The sequence below is a fragment of the Gemmatimonadota bacterium genome (assembly GCA_026706345.1).
GTDB lineage: Bacteria > JAAXHH01 > JAAXHH01 > JAAXHH01 > JAAXHH01 > JAAXHH01.
Genome location: JAPOYX010000265.1, coordinates 43,837 through 59,785, shown reverse-complemented (window position 1 = coordinate 59,785; position 15,949 = coordinate 43,837). Strand labels below are relative to the sequence as shown.

Annotated in this window: 17 protein-coding genes; 11 read left to right on the top strand and 6 right to left on the bottom strand. The window is 62.5% G+C overall.

Annotated elements, in window-relative coordinates; genetic code table 11:
* From OXG98_18460 to OXG98_18430, 7 genes are all read left to right on the top strand, one after another.
* Positions 1-460, top strand: a 460-nt coding sequence (locus OXG98_18460) for a carbon-nitrogen hydrolase family protein (GenBank protein ID MCY3773994.1), incomplete at its 5' end; no start/stop codon positions are given.
* A gap of 207 nt (positions 461-667) precedes the next feature.
* Positions 668-1,159, top strand: coding sequence for a histidine phosphatase family protein (locus tag OXG98_18455; protein MCY3773993.1), 492 nt, complete (start codon positions 668-670; stop codon positions 1,157-1,159).
* 72 nt (positions 1,160-1,231) lie between these two features.
* Positions 1,232-1,906 (top strand): dienelactone hydrolase family protein, encoded by a 675-nt coding sequence (locus tag OXG98_18450; protein ID MCY3773992.1) that lies wholly within the window; start codon positions 1,232-1,234, stop codon positions 1,904-1,906.
* A 130-nt stretch (positions 1,907-2,036) separates the two neighbouring features.
* On the top strand, positions 2,037-3,380 hold the full coding sequence (gene rmuC, locus OXG98_18445; protein ID MCY3773991.1) for a DNA recombination protein RmuC: 1,344 nt from the start codon (positions 2,037-2,039) through the stop codon (positions 3,378-3,380).
* Between the two features lie 188 nt (positions 3,381-3,568).
* The gene (locus OXG98_18440; protein MCY3773990.1) at positions 3,569-3,751 is read left to right on the top strand and encodes a hypothetical protein; all 183 of its coding nucleotides are present in this window, start codon (positions 3,569-3,571) and stop codon (positions 3,749-3,751) included.
* A 216-nt stretch (positions 3,752-3,967) separates the two neighbouring features.
* Positions 3,968-4,240 carry a hypothetical protein gene (locus OXG98_18435; GenBank protein ID MCY3773989.1) on the top strand — a complete coding sequence of 91 codons (273 nt, stop codon included), beginning with the start codon at positions 3,968-3,970 and terminating at the stop codon, positions 4,238-4,240.
* The gene (locus tag OXG98_18430; GenBank protein MCY3773988.1) at positions 4,221-4,427 is read left to right on the top strand and encodes a DUF2283 domain-containing protein; all 207 of its coding nucleotides are present in this window, start codon (positions 4,221-4,223) and stop codon (positions 4,425-4,427) included. Before OXG98_18435 ends, OXG98_18430 begins: the two co-directional genes overlap by 20 nt.
* Positions 4,428-4,438: 11 nt before the next feature.
* Here the strand turns inward: OXG98_18430 and OXG98_18425 are convergent, their stop codons facing one another.
* The 6 genes from OXG98_18425 to OXG98_18400 all read right to left on the bottom strand — a co-directional run bounded on the left by OXG98_18425 (position 4,439) and on the right by OXG98_18400 (position 10,324).
* A complete protein-coding gene (locus OXG98_18425; protein MCY3773987.1) occupies positions 4,439-5,323 on the bottom strand; it encodes an RraA family protein in 885 nt (294 codons plus the stop codon).
* A gap of 22 nt (positions 5,324-5,345) precedes the next feature.
* Complete coding sequence (locus OXG98_18420) at positions 5,346-6,125, bottom strand: 4'-phosphopantetheinyl transferase superfamily protein (protein MCY3773986.1); 780 nt, start codon at positions 6,123-6,125, stop codon at positions 5,346-5,348.
* Positions 6,115-7,833: an amidohydrolase gene (locus tag OXG98_18415; GenBank protein ID MCY3773985.1), complete on the bottom strand. Its 1,719-nt coding sequence runs from the start codon at positions 7,831-7,833 to the stop codon at positions 6,115-6,117. Before OXG98_18415 ends, OXG98_18420 begins: the two co-directional genes overlap by 11 nt.
* A 118-nt stretch (positions 7,834-7,951) precedes the next feature.
* Entirely contained in the window at positions 7,952-9,091 is a 1,140-nt protein-coding gene (dgoD, locus tag OXG98_18410) for a galactonate dehydratase (GenBank protein ID MCY3773984.1), read from the bottom strand.
* A 111-nt stretch (positions 9,092-9,202) separates the two neighbouring features.
* Positions 9,203-9,946, bottom strand: a complete 744-nt coding sequence (locus tag OXG98_18405) for a DUF4412 domain-containing protein (protein ID MCY3773983.1) — start codon at positions 9,944-9,946, stop codon at positions 9,203-9,205.
* A gap of 6 nt (positions 9,947-9,952) precedes the next feature.
* A complete protein-coding gene (locus OXG98_18400; GenBank protein MCY3773982.1) occupies positions 9,953-10,324 on the bottom strand; it encodes a c-type cytochrome in 372 nt (123 codons plus the stop codon).
* Between the two features lie 301 nt (positions 10,325-10,625).
* Here OXG98_18400 and OXG98_18395 point away from each other — a divergent pair, with 301 nt between their 5' ends.
* From OXG98_18395 to OXG98_18380, 4 genes are all read left to right on the top strand, one after another.
* A complete protein-coding gene (locus OXG98_18395; GenBank protein MCY3773981.1) occupies positions 10,626-12,908 on the top strand; it encodes a glutamine amidotransferase in 2,283 nt (760 codons plus the stop codon).
* On the top strand, positions 12,908-14,035 hold the full coding sequence (locus OXG98_18390) for a hypothetical protein (protein MCY3773980.1): 1,128 nt from the start codon (positions 12,908-12,910) through the stop codon (positions 14,033-14,035). The genes OXG98_18395 and OXG98_18390 overlap by 1 nt, the downstream gene beginning before the upstream one ends.
* A 178-nt stretch (positions 14,036-14,213) precedes the next feature.
* Positions 14,214-15,500, top strand: coding sequence for a phosphopyruvate hydratase (gene eno / locus OXG98_18385; GenBank protein ID MCY3773979.1), 1,287 nt, complete (start codon positions 14,214-14,216; stop codon positions 15,498-15,500).
* 97 nt (positions 15,501-15,597) lie between these two features.
* Entirely contained in the window at positions 15,598-15,927 is a 330-nt protein-coding gene (locus OXG98_18380) for a septum formation initiator family protein (GenBank protein MCY3773978.1), read from the top strand.
* Positions 15,928-15,949: the final 22 nt, after the last annotated feature.

Genomic DNA, 15,949 nt, shown 5'->3' with positions numbered 1-15,949 from the left:
GGACGTCGTATCCCCCGGCGAACTGGCCGTGGTGACCGACACACCCTGGGGCCGCCTCGGCATGACCACCTGTTACGACCTGCGCTTCCCCCAGCTCTACCGCACGCTGGCGCAGGCCGGCGCCGAGATCCTCGCCGTGCCGGCGGCGTTCACGAAGACGACGGGACAGGCCCACTGGCACGTACTGAACCGCGCCCGGGCCATCGAGAACGGCGCCGTGGTGTTGGCCCCCTGCGCCGCGGGTTCTATTCCGGGCGGCGGCGAGGTGTACGGTCATTCGCTCATCATCTCCCCCTGGGGCGAGGTCCTGGCCGATGGCGGCGAGGACGTGGGCGTCGTCGTCGCTACGGTGGATCTGGAAAGCGTCGCCAGCGCACGCCGGCGCGTGCCGAGTCTCCGCCACGATCGGCCGTTCAGCCTGCCCGCGAAGTCCAAGGCGGACCGCCGTTCGGTAGCGTGAGTGTACCTGCCGTGGAGTCCGAGGCAGCCCGGCGATCGGGTGCTTGAATCCAACACAGATTGCTCCTGTCTTGCGCCTGGGATGTGCCCGAGACTCACCTGAGATACTTATGTTATGCGCCTGAGATGCAGCTAAGACGACAGATCAGGCTGCCGTCCCCTGATCCTCGCTGCCGTGCGCACCGTTCATCCATGGGAGTGCGTACCGGTGAAAGACCTCATCCTGGTTCGCCACGCCAAGTCGAGCTGGAAGGACCCCGCCCTCCGCGATCATGAGCGGCCACTGAACAAGCGCGGGAAGCGGGACGCGCCGGAGATGGGGGAGCGACTGCGACGGAGCGAGTATAAACCGGACCTTCTGGTTTCGAGTTCCGCGGTGCGTGCGCTGGACACGGCGCGGACAATAGCCGGGAAGCTCGAATATCCTCGCGAAGGCATTGCGGTGGAGGAACGCCTCTTTCATGCGAGCGTTGCCGAACTGCTCCATGCGATCCGAGGCGTGGAAGATTCGGTGAGAATCTTGATGCTGTTCGGGCACAATCCGGGCTTGACGGATCTTGCGAATCACCTGGGGCCCAGAGAGATCTTCAATATGCCCACCTGCGCGGTGTTGCACCTCAGGTTCCAGACAGACACCTGGTCCACCGTGGGAGATCAGGGTGGCGACGAGGTGCTGTACGACTATCCGAAGCGCGCATAGCAGTACGTGGCAGCAAACGATCATTGGCGGCGCGATCGACAGGGAGAGAAAAGAGGATCACTGGAGGTTTGAATGTCCTTTGATACGAGGGAATTGAAGTTTATCGCGACTGAAGAGAAAGGCGAGGTTTCGGCCATACTGGCTCGTCCGGGCGGGCCGGCCACCGCGAAGGCCCTGCTCGTGCTGGGACACGGCTCGGGCACGAACATGCGTCATCGATTCATGGAGGAACTGAGCGAAGCGCTGAACGATGCGGGGGTAGCCACTTTTCGATTCAACTATCCCTATTCCGAAAAGGGCGGCGGCGGGATGGACGGCGAAAAGGTGCGTCTGGCCACGGTACGCGCCGCCATTGAGACGGCACAACGGGAAGCTGGCGAACTTCCGGTGTTCGCCGGCGGACATTCCATGAGCGGCCGCATGGTTTCGATGGCGTGTGCCCAGGAACCCATCGAAGGGCTGCGGGGCATCGTATTCTTCGCCTTTCCGCTCCATGCGAGCAAGAAGAATACGGAGCGTGCCGAGCACCTGAAGTCGGTAGAGGTACCCATGCTGTTCCTGTCCGGACAAAGGGACTCGATGGCGGACCTGGATCTGCTGCAGCCGGTCGTAAATGACTTGCCTGACGCGACGCTGCACGTCGTGGATACCGCGGATCATGGTTTCAAGGTGCTGAAGCGACGGAATACCGACGAACCCGTCATGGAGGAACTGGCTCGAATCGCGTCTGAGTGGATGGCGGGATAGCGGTGGTCAGATTGCTTGACTACGGTACTTCCCTGGTGTCTTATTACTCTTCATGTCTCTTGACAATAGTTGTACGAAATCCAGCACGAGTTAACCTGGTGCAGGGCCGACATTAACCGGAAACCCTGAAATGGATACTATTACGATCACATTGCTCGTCGTGCTTCTCGCCGGTGCGATATTCCTACTGGCCCGTCTGCTGAAGTCCCACGCACGCGTCGAGCAACTCAGCGGCGATAAGGCCGGAATGGAGACCGAGTTGGGTTTGATGCGCGATCAACTGGCCGAAGCGCGGAAGTCGCTGGAGGAGGCCCGGCAGTTGGAAGTCGAACGGGCCGGGCTACTTCAGAAACTCTCCAATGCTGAGGAACGTTTAGGAGAGCGCGACGAAGTGGAGAAACGGTTCAAGGATACGTTCAAGGCACTGTCGTCCGAAGTCCTGAAGTCTCAACAGGAATCGTTCAAGGCTAACGCTGAGGAATCGTTAAAGGCGCGGCAGGAGGCGGTGGAGAAACTGGTCAAACCACTGTCGGAGAAGATCGAGACGCTGGATAAGGCGCGTGCCAAGAACGCGGGCGAATTTCAGACGCAGATATCGAACCTCATGCGGACCAACAAGGAACTGGCTGAAGAAGCCCAGGCGTTGTCGAATGCGTTGAAGCGGCCCGACGTGCGTGGCCGCTGGGGGGAGACGCAGCTCGAGCGTGTACTCGAACTGTCCGGCCTGCGGAAGGACATCGATTTCACGGTACAGGACACCTTCAACAACGAAGGGGAACGAATACGAACTGACGTTATCGTCCACCTGCCTCAGGACCGTACGGTGATTCTCGATTCCAAGGTGTCGCTGACGGCGCTCATGGAAGCCTTCGAGACGGACGATGACGAAACCAGGTCGGCCGCATTCGACCGCCATGTCAGCCAGATGAAAAATCACGTCGATTCGCTTGCGAAGAAAGAATACTGGAACATACTCGCCACGACGCCCGACATGGTGGTGATGGTAGTGCCCGAATTTGCCTTCCTTCCCGCGGTCGAACGCGAACCCGGCCTGACCGAGCGTGCGCTGGAGAAAAACGTGGTGATCGTCACGCCACCGGCCCTGCTGGCCCTGCTCAAGGCCGTGGAGATGTCCTGGCAGCAGATACGAGTCGCTGAGACCGCTAGGCAGATAAGCGACCTGGGCAAGGAGATGTACGAGCGGCTGGCGGTTTTCGCGGGGCATTACGTCAACGTGGGCAATTCGCTTCGGCAGGCTATCGAACGGTACAATCGAAGTGTCGGATCGTGGGATACCCGCGTGGCACCGGCTGCCCGGCGGTTTACCGAGTTGAACGTCCCCATTACGCGGGAATTGCCCGAAGTTCCGCCTGTCGATGCCGTCCCCGGTTCAATCCAGAAACTGACAGACGGTAAGCCGGAAGAAGACCAGGCTGAAGACGCGGACGGGCGCGTCGTTGACAACGATGGATAACTGATCACGGCCAGGAATCGATCGCGTCGTTTCCAAGCCCCATTCCCTACCTTCCCTTTACTTCAACAGGTAGTCTGTAATCCCGCTCTGGCACAGTTTCTTCCAAGCTCTTATGGTGATCCCACCTAATACCTAACCATTTTTACGGCCGGGAAGTCGATCTGCTGATCGAGGCCGAAAGCGGCTATGTGCCTATCGAGATTAAGTACAAGGATAGGGTTTCGCACAAGGACGCGCGCCACCTGCGCCGGTTGGAGGAGATCCTGGACAAACCCGTCCTGCAGGCGCTGGTGCTATCCGGCGATCCACACATACGAGACCTGGGCGATGGCGTGATAGGTATTCCCGCGGGATGGGCGCTGACGGGTTGACCATGCTGCCCCTGTTGGGCAATATCGCGATTTCATCACGAGAATTCGATGATAAATGACACTAAAGGAATATGACGATCTAACAGAGGGGTTTTCGTGGACGGATCGCGCGGTCGTGTTTCAACCGTCATCTACATCAGGGCCAAAGAGCATCACATCCCTCGCTGTAGCGGGAAACCCCAAGCGGTCGATTGCCAATTCCAAAGGAGGAACGAGTTGAGTGATACAGACGAAAGATACGTCACGAAGGAAATGTTTGAACGTTACGAACGGGTCTTATTCAAGACACTGGAAACCAGACGCCATGAAATGAACCAGCGTTTTGACAACCTTCATGACTGCATGGACAGACGTTTCGAGGAGGTCGAGTCATCCATGGACAGACGTTTCGAGAAGGTCGAGTCATCCATGGACAAACGTTTCGAGAAGGTCGAGTTATCACTCGAAGAGATTAAGGCAGTTCTCGCGAATGGCCGGGATCCGCTTTGAAGATACGGACACCTTGCGCCTCGTGTTCACAAACAACACCGTATCAGAGACGCAGGAGGTGTCTGAGGACGTTTACATGGACCCTGATCAAGATGGCAATTTCGTCCCGATGACCATCGAACACGCGGAAGAAAACGCGAACATCATGGAGTTCGCTTTTGAGCGCAGACCAAAAGTGAGTGCCTGACGCAATTAAACTCACCACGTCCGCTCCTTCAACAGGTCCTGGATGGCTTCCTTCGGGACAGGTAATTCGTCCATATGACCCTCCAGCCACTCGGAGAAATCCGCCTCCATTTCGTCCGTCCACCGGTCGTCGATCTGTCCGGGCGTGTATTTCCCTTCCCGCAGCCGCTGCTTGCCGAACATGTCCCGCAGCTGGACGAGTTCCGAGGTCTTCACGACGGTCTCCGCGAGGTGGGGCGGGATGAAGACGACCCCTTCGCGCTTGCCCAGGACCACGTCGCCGGGCATGACGGTGGCCTGGCCGATGCGCACCGCGGTGTTGACGCCCAGCAGCATGATGGTGGGCGAGGCATAGGAGGGGTGCCAGCCCCGGACGAAGCAGGCGAAATCCTCCAGTTCCTCGATGCCTTCCAGGTCCCGCACCGATCCGTCGAAGACCACGCCGTTGCCTGAGTTCGCGTAGATGGCCGTGGCCAGGTTGTCGCCTATGATGGGCCCCTCGTCCACCTTGCCGTAGGTGTCCGCCACGTAGACGTCGCCCGGGACCAGCATATCGATGGGCCAGGAGATCTGGTCGCCGATGCAGCCGTGGGCGGCGCCTTTCGCCTCCATCACCGCGCGCATGGCCGGCCGCCGGGGCATGTACATGGCCGTCACCGCCCGTCCCACGAGCGTCTTGCCGGGATGGGTCTGCGCCCATCCGCCCTCGTACTGGTATTCGTACCCCGCCCCGCGCATCACGCCCCAGGCCTGGGTGACGGAGACGTTCTTCATCCGTTCGATGATCCCGTCGGGCACCATCGGGCGGCCGTCGGGGAAGCGTTCGCCGTCCCAGTCCGGCGTGTATTCGACGAGTTCCTCCGGGGTCAGGTTCAGCGGGCAGAATTTCTCGGACATGGATGCTCCTCGGTTTCAATGCTCATTCGAACTGCGCATGGTCCCACTGCCAGAAACAGAGACGAATGTCCCGGTTTTTCACGGCCATCGCCCCGATATAGTCCGGGCCGGGATCGACGGACGCCATGGACCAGTGCTGCGCGTCCGAGACGTCCCAGCGCGTGGCTAGCAGTTCGGCCGGATCGCCGGGATCGACGGTGACGTCGAACTGGTCGAGGGGACAGGAAAGGCCCTGGCCGATGGCTTTGACGACGGCTTCCTTCCGCGTCCAGCATGCCAGGAAGGCCTGGTCGCGTCGCCACGGCGGCATGGACGCCAGGGCGTTATATTCCCGGTCGGAGAAAAAACGGTAGGCGATCTTCAGCCGGTCCACGATCGCGCGTCGGTGCAGGTATTCCACGTCGACCCCCACGGACTGTCCGGTGGTCAGCGCGTAAACGGCCAGGTCGTGGGAATGGGATACGTTGAACCGGATGGACGTCGCGGGATGGGCGAGGTCGGGCTTCCCGTACTCGGTGTAGCTGAAACGCAGGTCTTCCGGGGTTGCGGAAACGTACCGCGCCAGGATGTTTCGCAGGACGGCACGGGCCGTGGTGTAACGTCCCCGCACGCTGCGCGCGACGAAACGCTTCGCCCGGGCCAGTTCGTCAGGGGAAAGGAAGCGCTCCAGCTCCCGGACCCGCGCTGGCGGCAGATCGAGTGAAGCGCGCCAGAGATGGATCTGGCCGGGGTCCAGCCGCCACGCCGCGCCGGAGGGCGCCGTCCGCCACATCGCATCGTCCCTGGGGCCGTCACCGTTCATATACGATGTTGCCGCCGACTACGGTCAGATCCACCTTCGCGTCCCGGATCTCTTCGGGAGGCATGGTGGTCAGGTCCCGGTCCAGAATCACGAAATCCGCGAGCTTGCCGGGTTCCAGCGAGCCCTTGACGTCTTCCTCGTAGGAGGCGTACGCCGCGTCGATGGTGTAGCCGCGCAGGGCTTCCTCCACGGTGATCTTCTGCTCCGGTACCCATCCGCCGGGATTCAGGTCGTCCAGCGTCCGGCGCGTAACCGCCGCGTAGATCCCCTCGATCGGCGTCGCCGGCGCCACGGACCAGTCGCTGCCCAGGGCGAGCCGCGCGCCGGAGTCCAGCAGCGACCGGAAGGCGTAGGTCGTCTTGATCCGCTCCGGGCCGATGACCTTTTCCGCCCACCTGCCGTCGTCGATGGCGTGGTAGGGCTGCATGCTGGGGATGATCTCGAGGGCGGCGAACCGCGCGATGTCGTCCGGCGCGATGTGCTGGGCGTGCTCGATGCGGAAGCGGCGGTCCCGGGGACCGTTCTCCGCCGCCACGCGTTCGAAGATATCGAGTTGCATCCGGATGGCCCGGTCGCCGATGGCGTGGACCATCACGTGAAGACCGGCCCCGTCGGCGCCGGAGGTCCAGGCGTACAGGTCTTCTTCGGTGCTGATGAGCAGGCCCGTATCGTCCGGCGCGTCGGTAAAGGGTTCCATGAAGGCGGCCGTGTGGGATCCCAGCGAGCCGTCCACAAACCCCTTGAGGCCGCCCAGCCGGACCCACTCGTCTCCCGTCCCGCTTTCCGCCACTCTGTCCGAGAGTTTTTGCCAGTCCCACAGCGGTATGGCGGCGTAGATGCGGGTCTTCATCCGGCCTTCGTTGCGCGCCCGTTCGAAGACTGCCACGTTGCTCCACGAGCCCATGTCGTGGACGGAGGTGACCCCCTGGGCCGCCACGTACGCCATCGCGGCGTCCAAAGCGCGGTCCTTCAGTTCTTCCGGCGCTTCGGGAACGACCCGGTCGACGAGATACATGGCGTTGTCCTTCAGGATGCCCGCGGGTTCGCCGTCTTCGTACCTTTCGATGGTGCCGCCGTCAATCTCCTCTGTTTCCCGCGTCACCCCCGCGGCGGTCAGCGCGGCCGTATTGGCCAGGGCCATGTGTCCGTCGAGCCGGTTGACCCAGACCGGGTTGTCCGTCGTGACCGAATCGATCCAGTCCCGGCGAGGCAATTCTCCGCCCCACTGTTCGTGGTCCCAGTCGCCGCCGAGAATCCAGACGCCCGGCTCCAGTCCCCGGGCGAATTCGGCGATGCGGTCGATGAACGCCTGCGGGGTCGGCGCGTCCCGCAACTGGACGGACGACAGGTTGAACCCGCCCGATATGAAGTGCACGTGGGTGTCGATGAAGCCCGGGGTAACGAGGCGGCCGGCGCCTTCGATCACCCGCGTCTCACTGTTGATCAGCGGTCCGATGTCTTCGTTACTGCCCACCGCCAGTATGCGGTCGTCCGACACGGCCGCGGCCTCGGCCCAGGGCAGGTCCGGCTGCCCGGTCCACACGCGGGCGTCCCGGACGACCAGCGTGGCCGGCTCGGGAGATTGCGAGCAGCCAGGCAGCAGGGCCAGCGCCGGCAGCAGGAGCAGCGCCGGCAGCAGAAAAAGCGCCGGCGGCAGAAAAAGCGCCGCGGTTGTAGACCTTAACGCCGCGGTCATGGGTCTTAACATGGGAACTCCCTGGAGTTTTCTTTTCCGGTCTTCTTTTCACTCGGCCGCGTCCCGCCGCAGTGCGGAATGATCCAGCCATGCTTCGGAAGATCTCCCGGGCGAGATCTCCCATTATCGGTTACCAGTCGGCCACGCTGCCGTCCGTTTCATAGAAGTGTTCGCCGCCGAGTTCTTCCTGGTACGTCGCCCGGTCGCTTACGGCCTTCTCGTCGATCTCGATACCCAGTCCCGGCCTGTCGGGCAGTTCGACATGCCCGTCGACGACCTTCCAGTTCTCCGTCAAAATATCTCCGCCGAGCGCCCAGTCGACCTGCTCCTGGGCGAGGAAGTTCGGAATCACGGCGTCCACGTGCATGCAGGACGTGAAGGCTACGGGGCCGATGGCGCAATGGGGGAGGACGTGGATGTAATAAACCTCCGCCATGTTGGCGATCTTCTTGAGTTCGGTGATGCCCCCGGCGTGGGAACCGTCCGGCTGGATGTAGGCCGCGGCCTGTTTCTCGAAGACCTGGCGGAATTCCCAGCGGCTGAGCAGCCGTTCGCCCGTGGCGATGGGGAAGGTGACGTGATCCGAAACGAGCTTCAGGGCGTCCACGTTTTCCTGGGGCACCGGCTCCTCCACGAACATGGGCCGCATGTCCTTGATCTCGTGGCAGACCTCGATGGCCAGGGCGGGGGTCATCTTGCCGTGAAAGTCGAAGGCGAGTTCCACTTCGGGGCCCACCCATTCCCGCATGAGATACGCGCATTCGACGAATTCGTCGATGGCAGCCGGCGGCTCATGGCCGCGCCACTTGCCCCCGGGGCCGGTCTTGAAGGCCGTATAGCCGCTTCCGAGCAGCATGTCCAGCCGTTCCCTCGCCGCAGCCTGGGTTTCATCGGAGAGATTCCCGATGCCCCAGTGGGCGTAGACGCGGATACGGTCCCGGACGGCGCCGCCCAGGAGTTTATAGACCGGTACGCCGTAGTGCTTCCCGGCGATATCCCAGAGCGCCTGGTCGACACCGGATATGGCGGTCATGAGGATGGCTCCGCCCCGGAAGAAGGCCGACCGGTACATGTGCTGCCAGTGGTGCTCGATGCGCAGGGGGTCCTTGCCGACCAGGTAGTCCGCGAGCTCCCTGACCGCGCCTTCCACGCTCTCGGGCTTTCCTTCGAGCGTGGTCTCGCCCCAGCCGTCCAGCCCCGTGTCCGTGGTGATCTTGACGAGCCGGGTACGGTGGCGGGGAAAGAACTGTTCGACGGAAGCGATTTTCATGGCAACCCCGGATACCGGGCGTATCTCCGCGCTAGGGAAATGCCCGGGGTGCCGGACCGGCGGACGGTCCGGCACCTGGCCTGGATGACGGATCCGGAAGGGAGGGTTGGATCATCTGCCGAAGATCTGCCCCGGATCGATGGATTCAATAGCGTATCCGGCCGGGACGACGAATATCGATGGGTCGACGGCCTGGGGGTTCACCTCGGTCGCCGTCAGGGTCATGGTCATGGACGTACCGGGGAACGAAGTGGTGATTTTGAGTGGAAAGCCGGCCAGGCCCTCGGTCCAGAAAGGCATGGTATCCTTTAAGGCGCCCCCCAGCGTAGCGGCCAGGTCCAATTGAATCGAATCGGTGACCCACATGTACTGAATCATCGTGCCGGACGGATCGGTACGGGTGACCCTGTATTTTCTGCATTCGTAGCCGGCTATGGAGATCGTTTCGTTTTCCTCGACGATGACCGGCGCCACCCGTTCGCCGAGGTTCGGGTCCGCGACGATCTCGTAGGCCTTGCTGTTCATGTGGCTGATGACGTATCCGCGGCCCGTCGACCCGTTGATCACGACTTCGCCCATCGTCAGGCCTATCATGCCGCCCCGCATGAGGATCTTCGTCTGGTCGCCCTTGAAGTAGAGCCTGTACGACTCCGGCACCAGCATGGCTACCCGGGCCCGGTCCTGCATGTCGCCGCCATTGAACTCCACGTTGAAATGGAGGTTTCCCTCGAAGCTGTTCCCGGCTGGACGGGCCGAGGCGACGGCCGGCAGGAGGAGGCCCAGAAGCACTGAGATCGCGGCGTATCTTGTCACGGTTTCTTTGACCCCGGCAGGTTCAGGGTTTGCGAGGAGCATGGATTCCTAGTCCTCGGATATGATGGCGAGTTCACCGGCGTGGCAGGTATAACAGGTTACGGGTTGCAGGTTCTCTTTGTTCATGACGTTCTTGTTGATGGCCGCAACCTGCTCGTTGACCTGCTCGACGAGTTTGATGAACTCGCGTCCGATCAACTTGGTTTCCTTTTCGTCGCTGGAATAGTCTTTCAAATTGTGACAGTAGACACACTTCTCCCCTATGCCGCTGCTGACCGACTTCATGTAGTCGCGGATTTCCCGGGTGGAGAGATCCGTCAGGACCTGGACGTTCTTGGGGGCGCGCTGGGCGTCCACGCTTACGTCGAGGAGGACCGTCATCACGAAGCACGCGGCAATCACCGGTATGATCCGTTTCATCGCGACTCCTTTCGTCGTGGGCATTACGGGGCCTGATGCGCGCCGCCGGGCCTGTTCTCCGCCCGGCAGGTGGTTCGGAAAACTTAGGTACGCGCCGTTGCCCTGTCAACCTTATTTGTGTTGACAGTTCCGCGCGATTGCCGTTTCAATACCGGCATGGCCGGTCCGGTATTGAAGACGTCCGCGTAGATACCTTTCCCGGGCATTCAATCCGGAAGGATCGTCGCTTCAGGTTTCTTTGAGTGCCCCACTTTCTTTGGGCGCCCCACTTTCTTTGGGCGCCCACCTGGAATCCGCCGTGATGGATTCGATTTTAGGCACGCTCGGACTGATCGGCGCGTCCGAGCATCTGGCTTTCAGAACCCCGATCCCAGTCTGGATCATCGTCCTCTTGGCCCTGGCCGTGGCCGGGCTCGTGGTCCTGTTCTACCGCCGTATGCCCGTGGCGGTCTCCCCGGGGATGAAGGCCGTGTTTACCACGCTGAAGATCCTGCCCCTGCTGCTGGTCGTTTTCTGTCTCATGGAACCCGTCATCGTAACATCCGAGGTCTCCCCCCGGCAGGGGTTCCTGCTGTTGCTGTTCGACGACTCCGGGAGCATGGGCATTCAGGACGGTGGGCAGGGCCTGGCCCGCGTGGAAGCGGTAAAGCGCCGGTTTCGGGAGGACGGACTGCTGCGGGAACTGTCCGGCCGGTTCAGGGTACGGGCCTACCGATTCGCGGATCGAACCGAACGGGTTGAAGACATCGGGGAACTGGACGCCTCGGGGACCGCAACGGATATCGCGGGGGTCCTTGGCCAGGCCGCCGGCGAGTTCCGGGATCTGCCCGTGGCCGCCGTCGTGCTCGTAACGGACGGCGCGGACAACGCAAGCATAGGAACGGACAAGTTGACGAATGCGACCGCGTACCTCGAGTCGCAGAACACGCCGGTCTTTACCGTGGGTGTTGGCGGGAAGCGGATCGCCCGGGATGTCGAGATACTCAAGGTGGCCGCGTCGAACAGGGTGACGGAGGGTACGATAACCGACCTCGTCGTCACCCTGCGAAGTTCGGGGTATGACGGCCGGTCGATCGACCTGAACATCAAGGAGGGCGGCCGGGTCGTGAAGACGGTGCCGGTGCGGCTCGGCCGGGACGGCGATATTCAACGCGTCCGGGTGTTTCTGTCACCTGAATCGCCGGGTATTCTCGAATACTCGGCGGAAGTCGCTCCGCAGAACGCGGAGACGATCGCGGAGAACAACACGCGGGCCTTCCTGCTGGACAACCGGTCCAGGACGGGGCGGGTCCTGTACGTGGAAGGATATCCCCGCAGGGAGTTCAAGTTCATTCGAAGAGCCCTGGAAGAAGACCCGCGGATCGACATGGTCTCGATGGTCAGGAGCTCTCCGGACGGGAGGATCTACCGGCAGGGCATCCGGGATCCGAAGCGGGAACTGTCCGCGGGATACCCGCAAAGCCGCGCGGAGCTGTTCTCATACGACGCCGTCGTATTCGGAGATATCGAGGCGGACTGGTTCACGCCCGAGCAATTGGAGTTCACCGAGGCCTTTGTAAGCGACCGGGGCGGCGGTTTCCTGATGATCGGCGGACTGAACTCGTTCCGGGAAGGGGGTTACGCGGGAACGCCGGTAGAGGATGTGCTCCCCGTTCAACTCACCGGCGGGAACTGGGCCATGGGCATCGTCGACCATGCCTTTCTGCTGGAACCGGCCGAGGAGGGAATCAACCATCCCCTGCTTCGTTTCGGGTCGACTCAGGAAGAAAACAGGGCGATCTGGAACAGCTTGCCGGAACTGATCGGATACAACCGGGTCGGGGGCGTCAAGCCCGGCGCCTCCGTGCTCGCGATCGACCCCGAGGCCGACGTGCTGGAAGGGTCGAATGTGCTCCTGGCCGCACAGCGTTACGGAAGAGGCCGGTCCATGGCCTTCACCGGTTTCAGTACATGGCGTTGGCAGATGCATCTTCCGTCGGAAGACCAGTCGCACGAGCGGTTCTGGCGTCAGATGATCCGCTGGATCGCCCTCTATGCCCCCGGACGGATTACGGTCGCAACGGACCGCTCGAATTACGGCGGACACGAGTCGGTGATCATCGAAAGCCGCCTGTTCGACCGGGAATTCGAACCGGTCGACGGCGCCGCCGTATGGGCCCATGTAACAGGTCCCGCCGGCCAGTCGGAAACCGTGCGGCTCGAGTGGTCCCTCGGGAAGGGCGGCCTGTACCGGGGCGAGTATCGTCCTGAAATGGGCGGCGTGCACAAGGTCGAAGTGTCGGTTCGCTCCGATGAAGACGGGCTGTTGCGCGACCAGACCGGGTTTACCGTGGCTCCGTCGGCCGCCGAATTCACCAACGCGGAGCTTCACGCGGAAGACCTCGAAAGGCTGGCCGGGTCCACGGGCGGCGCGTACCTGCCCTTGTCCGAAGCGGACCAGTTGGCGGAATTGATCCGGCCCGTCGAGGATACCGCTACGTCGACGCGTGAGAGAGACTTGCGGGACGCGCCTTTCCTCTTCGCGGCCATTCTGCTCTTTCTGGGCACCGAGTGGTTTCTGAGACGCCAAAAAGGACTGTCGTGATGGGCCGGGGACCGGGTATCTGCGCGGGGTTGCTGGTTGGCTGCCTGTTTTTTTCAGAATCGTCTTCGGCGCGGCCGGCGGAAGCGCCTCGCCAGGCGGAAACGCCTCGTCAGGCGGCGGAAGCGCCTCGCCAGGCGGCGGAAGCGCCTCGCCAGGCGGAAACGGGATCGTCTTCCGGACCGCATGGCCTGTACGGCCTGCAATACGGATTGATCGTCGCGGGACTCGGAGGCGAAAAGAAGTATGTGGACCGGAACCTGGCCTGGGCCCTTGGTTTCTACGACGTATTGAAATCCGATCATGGTTTCCCGGAAGACCGGTTGATCCTCCTGGTCGAGGATCCGGACGCAGCGGGCGGGCCGCCTGCCGTGAAGTCCACGCTCAATGAGATTCGGGACGCGCTGTCCGCCCTGGCGCGTCTTGTCCGCCCCGAGGACGACCTCTTCATCCTGCTGATCGGCCATGGCAGCGCCACGGGTGCGGGCGCCAGGCTGAACATCCCCGGCCCCGATCTGACGGCGGACATGCTCCGCGGAGCACTCGACGAAATCAGGGGGCGGTACACGGTCGTGATGAACGGCGCGAGTTCCAGCGCCCCTTTCATCGACGCGCTCAGCGGTCCGGATCGCGTGATCGTAACGGCGACCAAGAGTGGCAGCGAACGGCTGTCCACGATCTTTCCGGAGCACCTGCTGGCGTCGTTGAAGGAGGAGTCGGGCGACCTGGACAAGAACGAGCGGATCTCCGTGCTGGAGTCTTTTGTCTACGCGCGGAACAAGACCGCGGAATGGTACGCCGGCCAGGGGCTGCTGGCTACGGAGCATCCCCTGCTGGACGACAACGGCGACGGAAGGGGCTCCCGGGAACCGGGGCCCGGCGGTACGGACGGGGTACTGGCCGGCAGGGTGTACTTCGGCCGCAGATCGCTGCCCGCCCTGACGACCGGTTCGCCTGGCGAACGGTCTTTGCGGATGAGGGCGGAGGAACTGAGGGTGTCGATCGATGAACTCAAAGCCACGAAGGACCGGCTGGACCCCGAGGAATACGCGGCGCTTATGGAGGACCTTCTGATCGAACTGGCCCGGGTGAGCAGACAACTCAGAACGCTGGAAGGAAATCCGCCGTGAAGCGTTCCGTCTTGTCCTTGACGCATGGATCAGAGCCGTTAACATATTGAGCGGCTAATGTGGCTTGAGTGGTTGAAGCGGCGCGTTGATGCGGCTTGAGCGGCTGAAGCGGCGCGTGGCGTCCATGCGCGCGGGCGGAAAACTACGACTCTCTGAACGCAACCCGGGACGGGGCCGGATGACAGATATCGTTTCAATACATGGCCGTGAAGTACTGGATTCCAGGGGGAACCCCACCGTGGAGGCCGAAGTGCGGCTTTCCTGTGGCGCCTTCGGACGGGCGATCGTGCCTTCGGGCGCTTCGACCGGCGCGCACGAAGCCCATGAGCGCCGTGACGGCGACGGTTCCCGCTACCTTGGGAAAGGCGTGCTTCGGGCCGTGGCCAGCGTCAACGGCGAGATCGCCGCTGCGTTGCGCGGCCGGGACGGGACCGACCAGGCCGGGGCGGACCGTGCCATGACCGAACTCGACGGTTCGGCCAACAAGGACGTCATTGGCGCCAACGCCATCCTCGGCGTGTCGCTGGCGGTGGCCCACGCGGCGGCGGCGGCGGCCGGCCAGCCGCTGTACCGTTACCTCGGCGGCGACGAGGCCCGCACGCTTCCCGTCCCCATGATGAACGTCCTGAACGGGGGATCTCACGCCGACAACAACGTCGACCTGCAGGAGTTCATGATCATGCCCGTCGGCGCCTCTGCCTTCTCGGAAGCGTTGCGCATGGGCGCCGAGGTCTTCCACAGCCTGAAGGGAGTACTCCAGAAGCACGGGTACGTCACCTCCGTGGGCGACGAAGGCGGTTTCGCCCCGAATCTCTCGTCGAACGCGGAAGCTATCGAGGTGCTGATGTCGGGTATCTCGGATGCCGGTTACGATCCGGGCTCCGACGTCGTGATCGCCCTCGACGCCGCGGCCTCCGAGTTCCATGGGCAGGGGGTCTACCGGCTGGAAGCGGAATCCACGCCCGAAAAGACGGCGCAGGAACTGATCGACTTCTACGCGGACCTGGTGGGCAGGTATCCCGTGGCGTCCATAGAAGACGGGGTGGCGGAGGACGACTGGACCGGATGGAAACTGCTGACGGAGCGGCTCGGCGGTGAGGTGCAGCTCGTCGGCGACGATCTCTTCGTGACCAACACCGGCCGGCTTTCACGCGGCATCCGGCGCGGCATCGCCAACAGCATTCTGATCAAGATCAACCAGATCGGGACGCTGACAGAGACCTTCGAAGCCATCGATATGGCGCAGTCGTCGGGATACGCCACGGTGATCTCCCATCGATCCGGGGAAACGGAAGACACGACGATCGCGGATATCGCGGTCGCGAAATCGGCCGGCCAGATCAAGACGGGTTCCCTTTGCCGTTCCGAGCGGACCGCGAAGTACAATCAGCTGCTGCGGATAGAAGAATCCCTGGGCGACCGGGCCAGGTACGCGGGCCGGGCCGTCCTGCGCCGAGCCTCGTAATCGGAGTGCCGCCATGGCCGATATGAAGCCGATCAGTACCGGATCCTCCCCCGCGTCCGAGGCCGGACATCGAAGGCGAGCCGGAAAGAGAAACCGCTTGAGGTGGATTATCCTCGCGCTGATCGCCATCGCCTTCGGCTACCTCTATGTCGGCGGCACCTACGGCTGGTACAACATGTGGAAACTCAGGAATCAGAAATCCCAGTTGCAGGCCGAACTGAAGGAACTTGAATCGGGGAAGCGGGATCTCACCGGCGAACTGGAGCTGCTGGGGGGCGATGCCGAGGCGGATGAACGGACGCGCTTCGAACTGGAAAGGCGGGCCCGGGAGGAACACGGCATGGCCCGGCAGGACGAGTTGATTTACCGATTCCCCGCGGAAGAAGAGGATACGACCGAAGTCAAGCCGTCAGATCCCGCCCCCTGAAGCGATATTCTCCCTGGAACCT

What these genes read in the sequence shown, in the direction of transcription:
- dgoD (MCY3773984.1), bottom strand. Translation starts at nt 9,091, where the DNA reads ATGAAAATCGCTTCCGTCGAACAGTTCTTTCCCCGCCACCGTACCCGG.
- eno (MCY3773979.1), top strand. Translation starts at nt 14,214, where the DNA reads ATGACAGATATCGTTTCAATACATGGCCGTGAAGTACTGGATTCCAGG.
- OXG98_18400 (MCY3773982.1), bottom strand. Translation starts at nt 10,324, where the DNA reads ATGAAACGGATCATACCGGTGATTGCCGCGTGCTTCGTGATGACGGTC.
- OXG98_18395 (MCY3773981.1), top strand. Translation starts at nt 10,626, where the DNA reads ATGGATTCGATTTTAGGCACGCTCGGACTGATCGGCGCGTCCGAGCAT.
- OXG98_18415 (MCY3773985.1), bottom strand. Translation starts at nt 7,833, where the DNA reads ATGTTAAGACCCATGACCGCGGCGTTAAGGTCTACAACCGCGGCGCTT.
- OXG98_18420 (MCY3773986.1), bottom strand. Translation starts at nt 6,125, where the DNA reads ATGAACGGTGACGGCCCCAGGGACGATGCGATGTGGCGGACGGCGCCC.
- OXG98_18390 (MCY3773980.1), top strand. Translation starts at nt 12,908, where the DNA reads ATGGGCCGGGGACCGGGTATCTGCGCGGGGTTGCTGGTTGGCTGCCTG.
- OXG98_18405 (MCY3773983.1), bottom strand. Translation starts at nt 9,946, where the DNA reads ATGCTCCTCGCAAACCCTGAACCTGCCGGGGTCAAAGAAACCGTGACA.
- OXG98_18430 (MCY3773988.1), top strand. Translation starts at nt 4,221, where the DNA reads ATGGCCGGGATCCGCTTTGAAGATACGGACACCTTGCGCCTCGTGTTC.
- OXG98_18425 (MCY3773987.1), bottom strand. Translation starts at nt 5,323, where the DNA reads ATGTCCGAGAAATTCTGCCCGCTGAACCTGACCCCGGAGGAACTCGTC.
- OXG98_18450 (MCY3773992.1), top strand. Translation starts at nt 1,232, where the DNA reads ATGTCCTTTGATACGAGGGAATTGAAGTTTATCGCGACTGAAGAGAAA.
- rmuC (MCY3773991.1), top strand. Translation starts at nt 2,037, where the DNA reads ATGGATACTATTACGATCACATTGCTCGTCGTGCTTCTCGCCGGTGCG.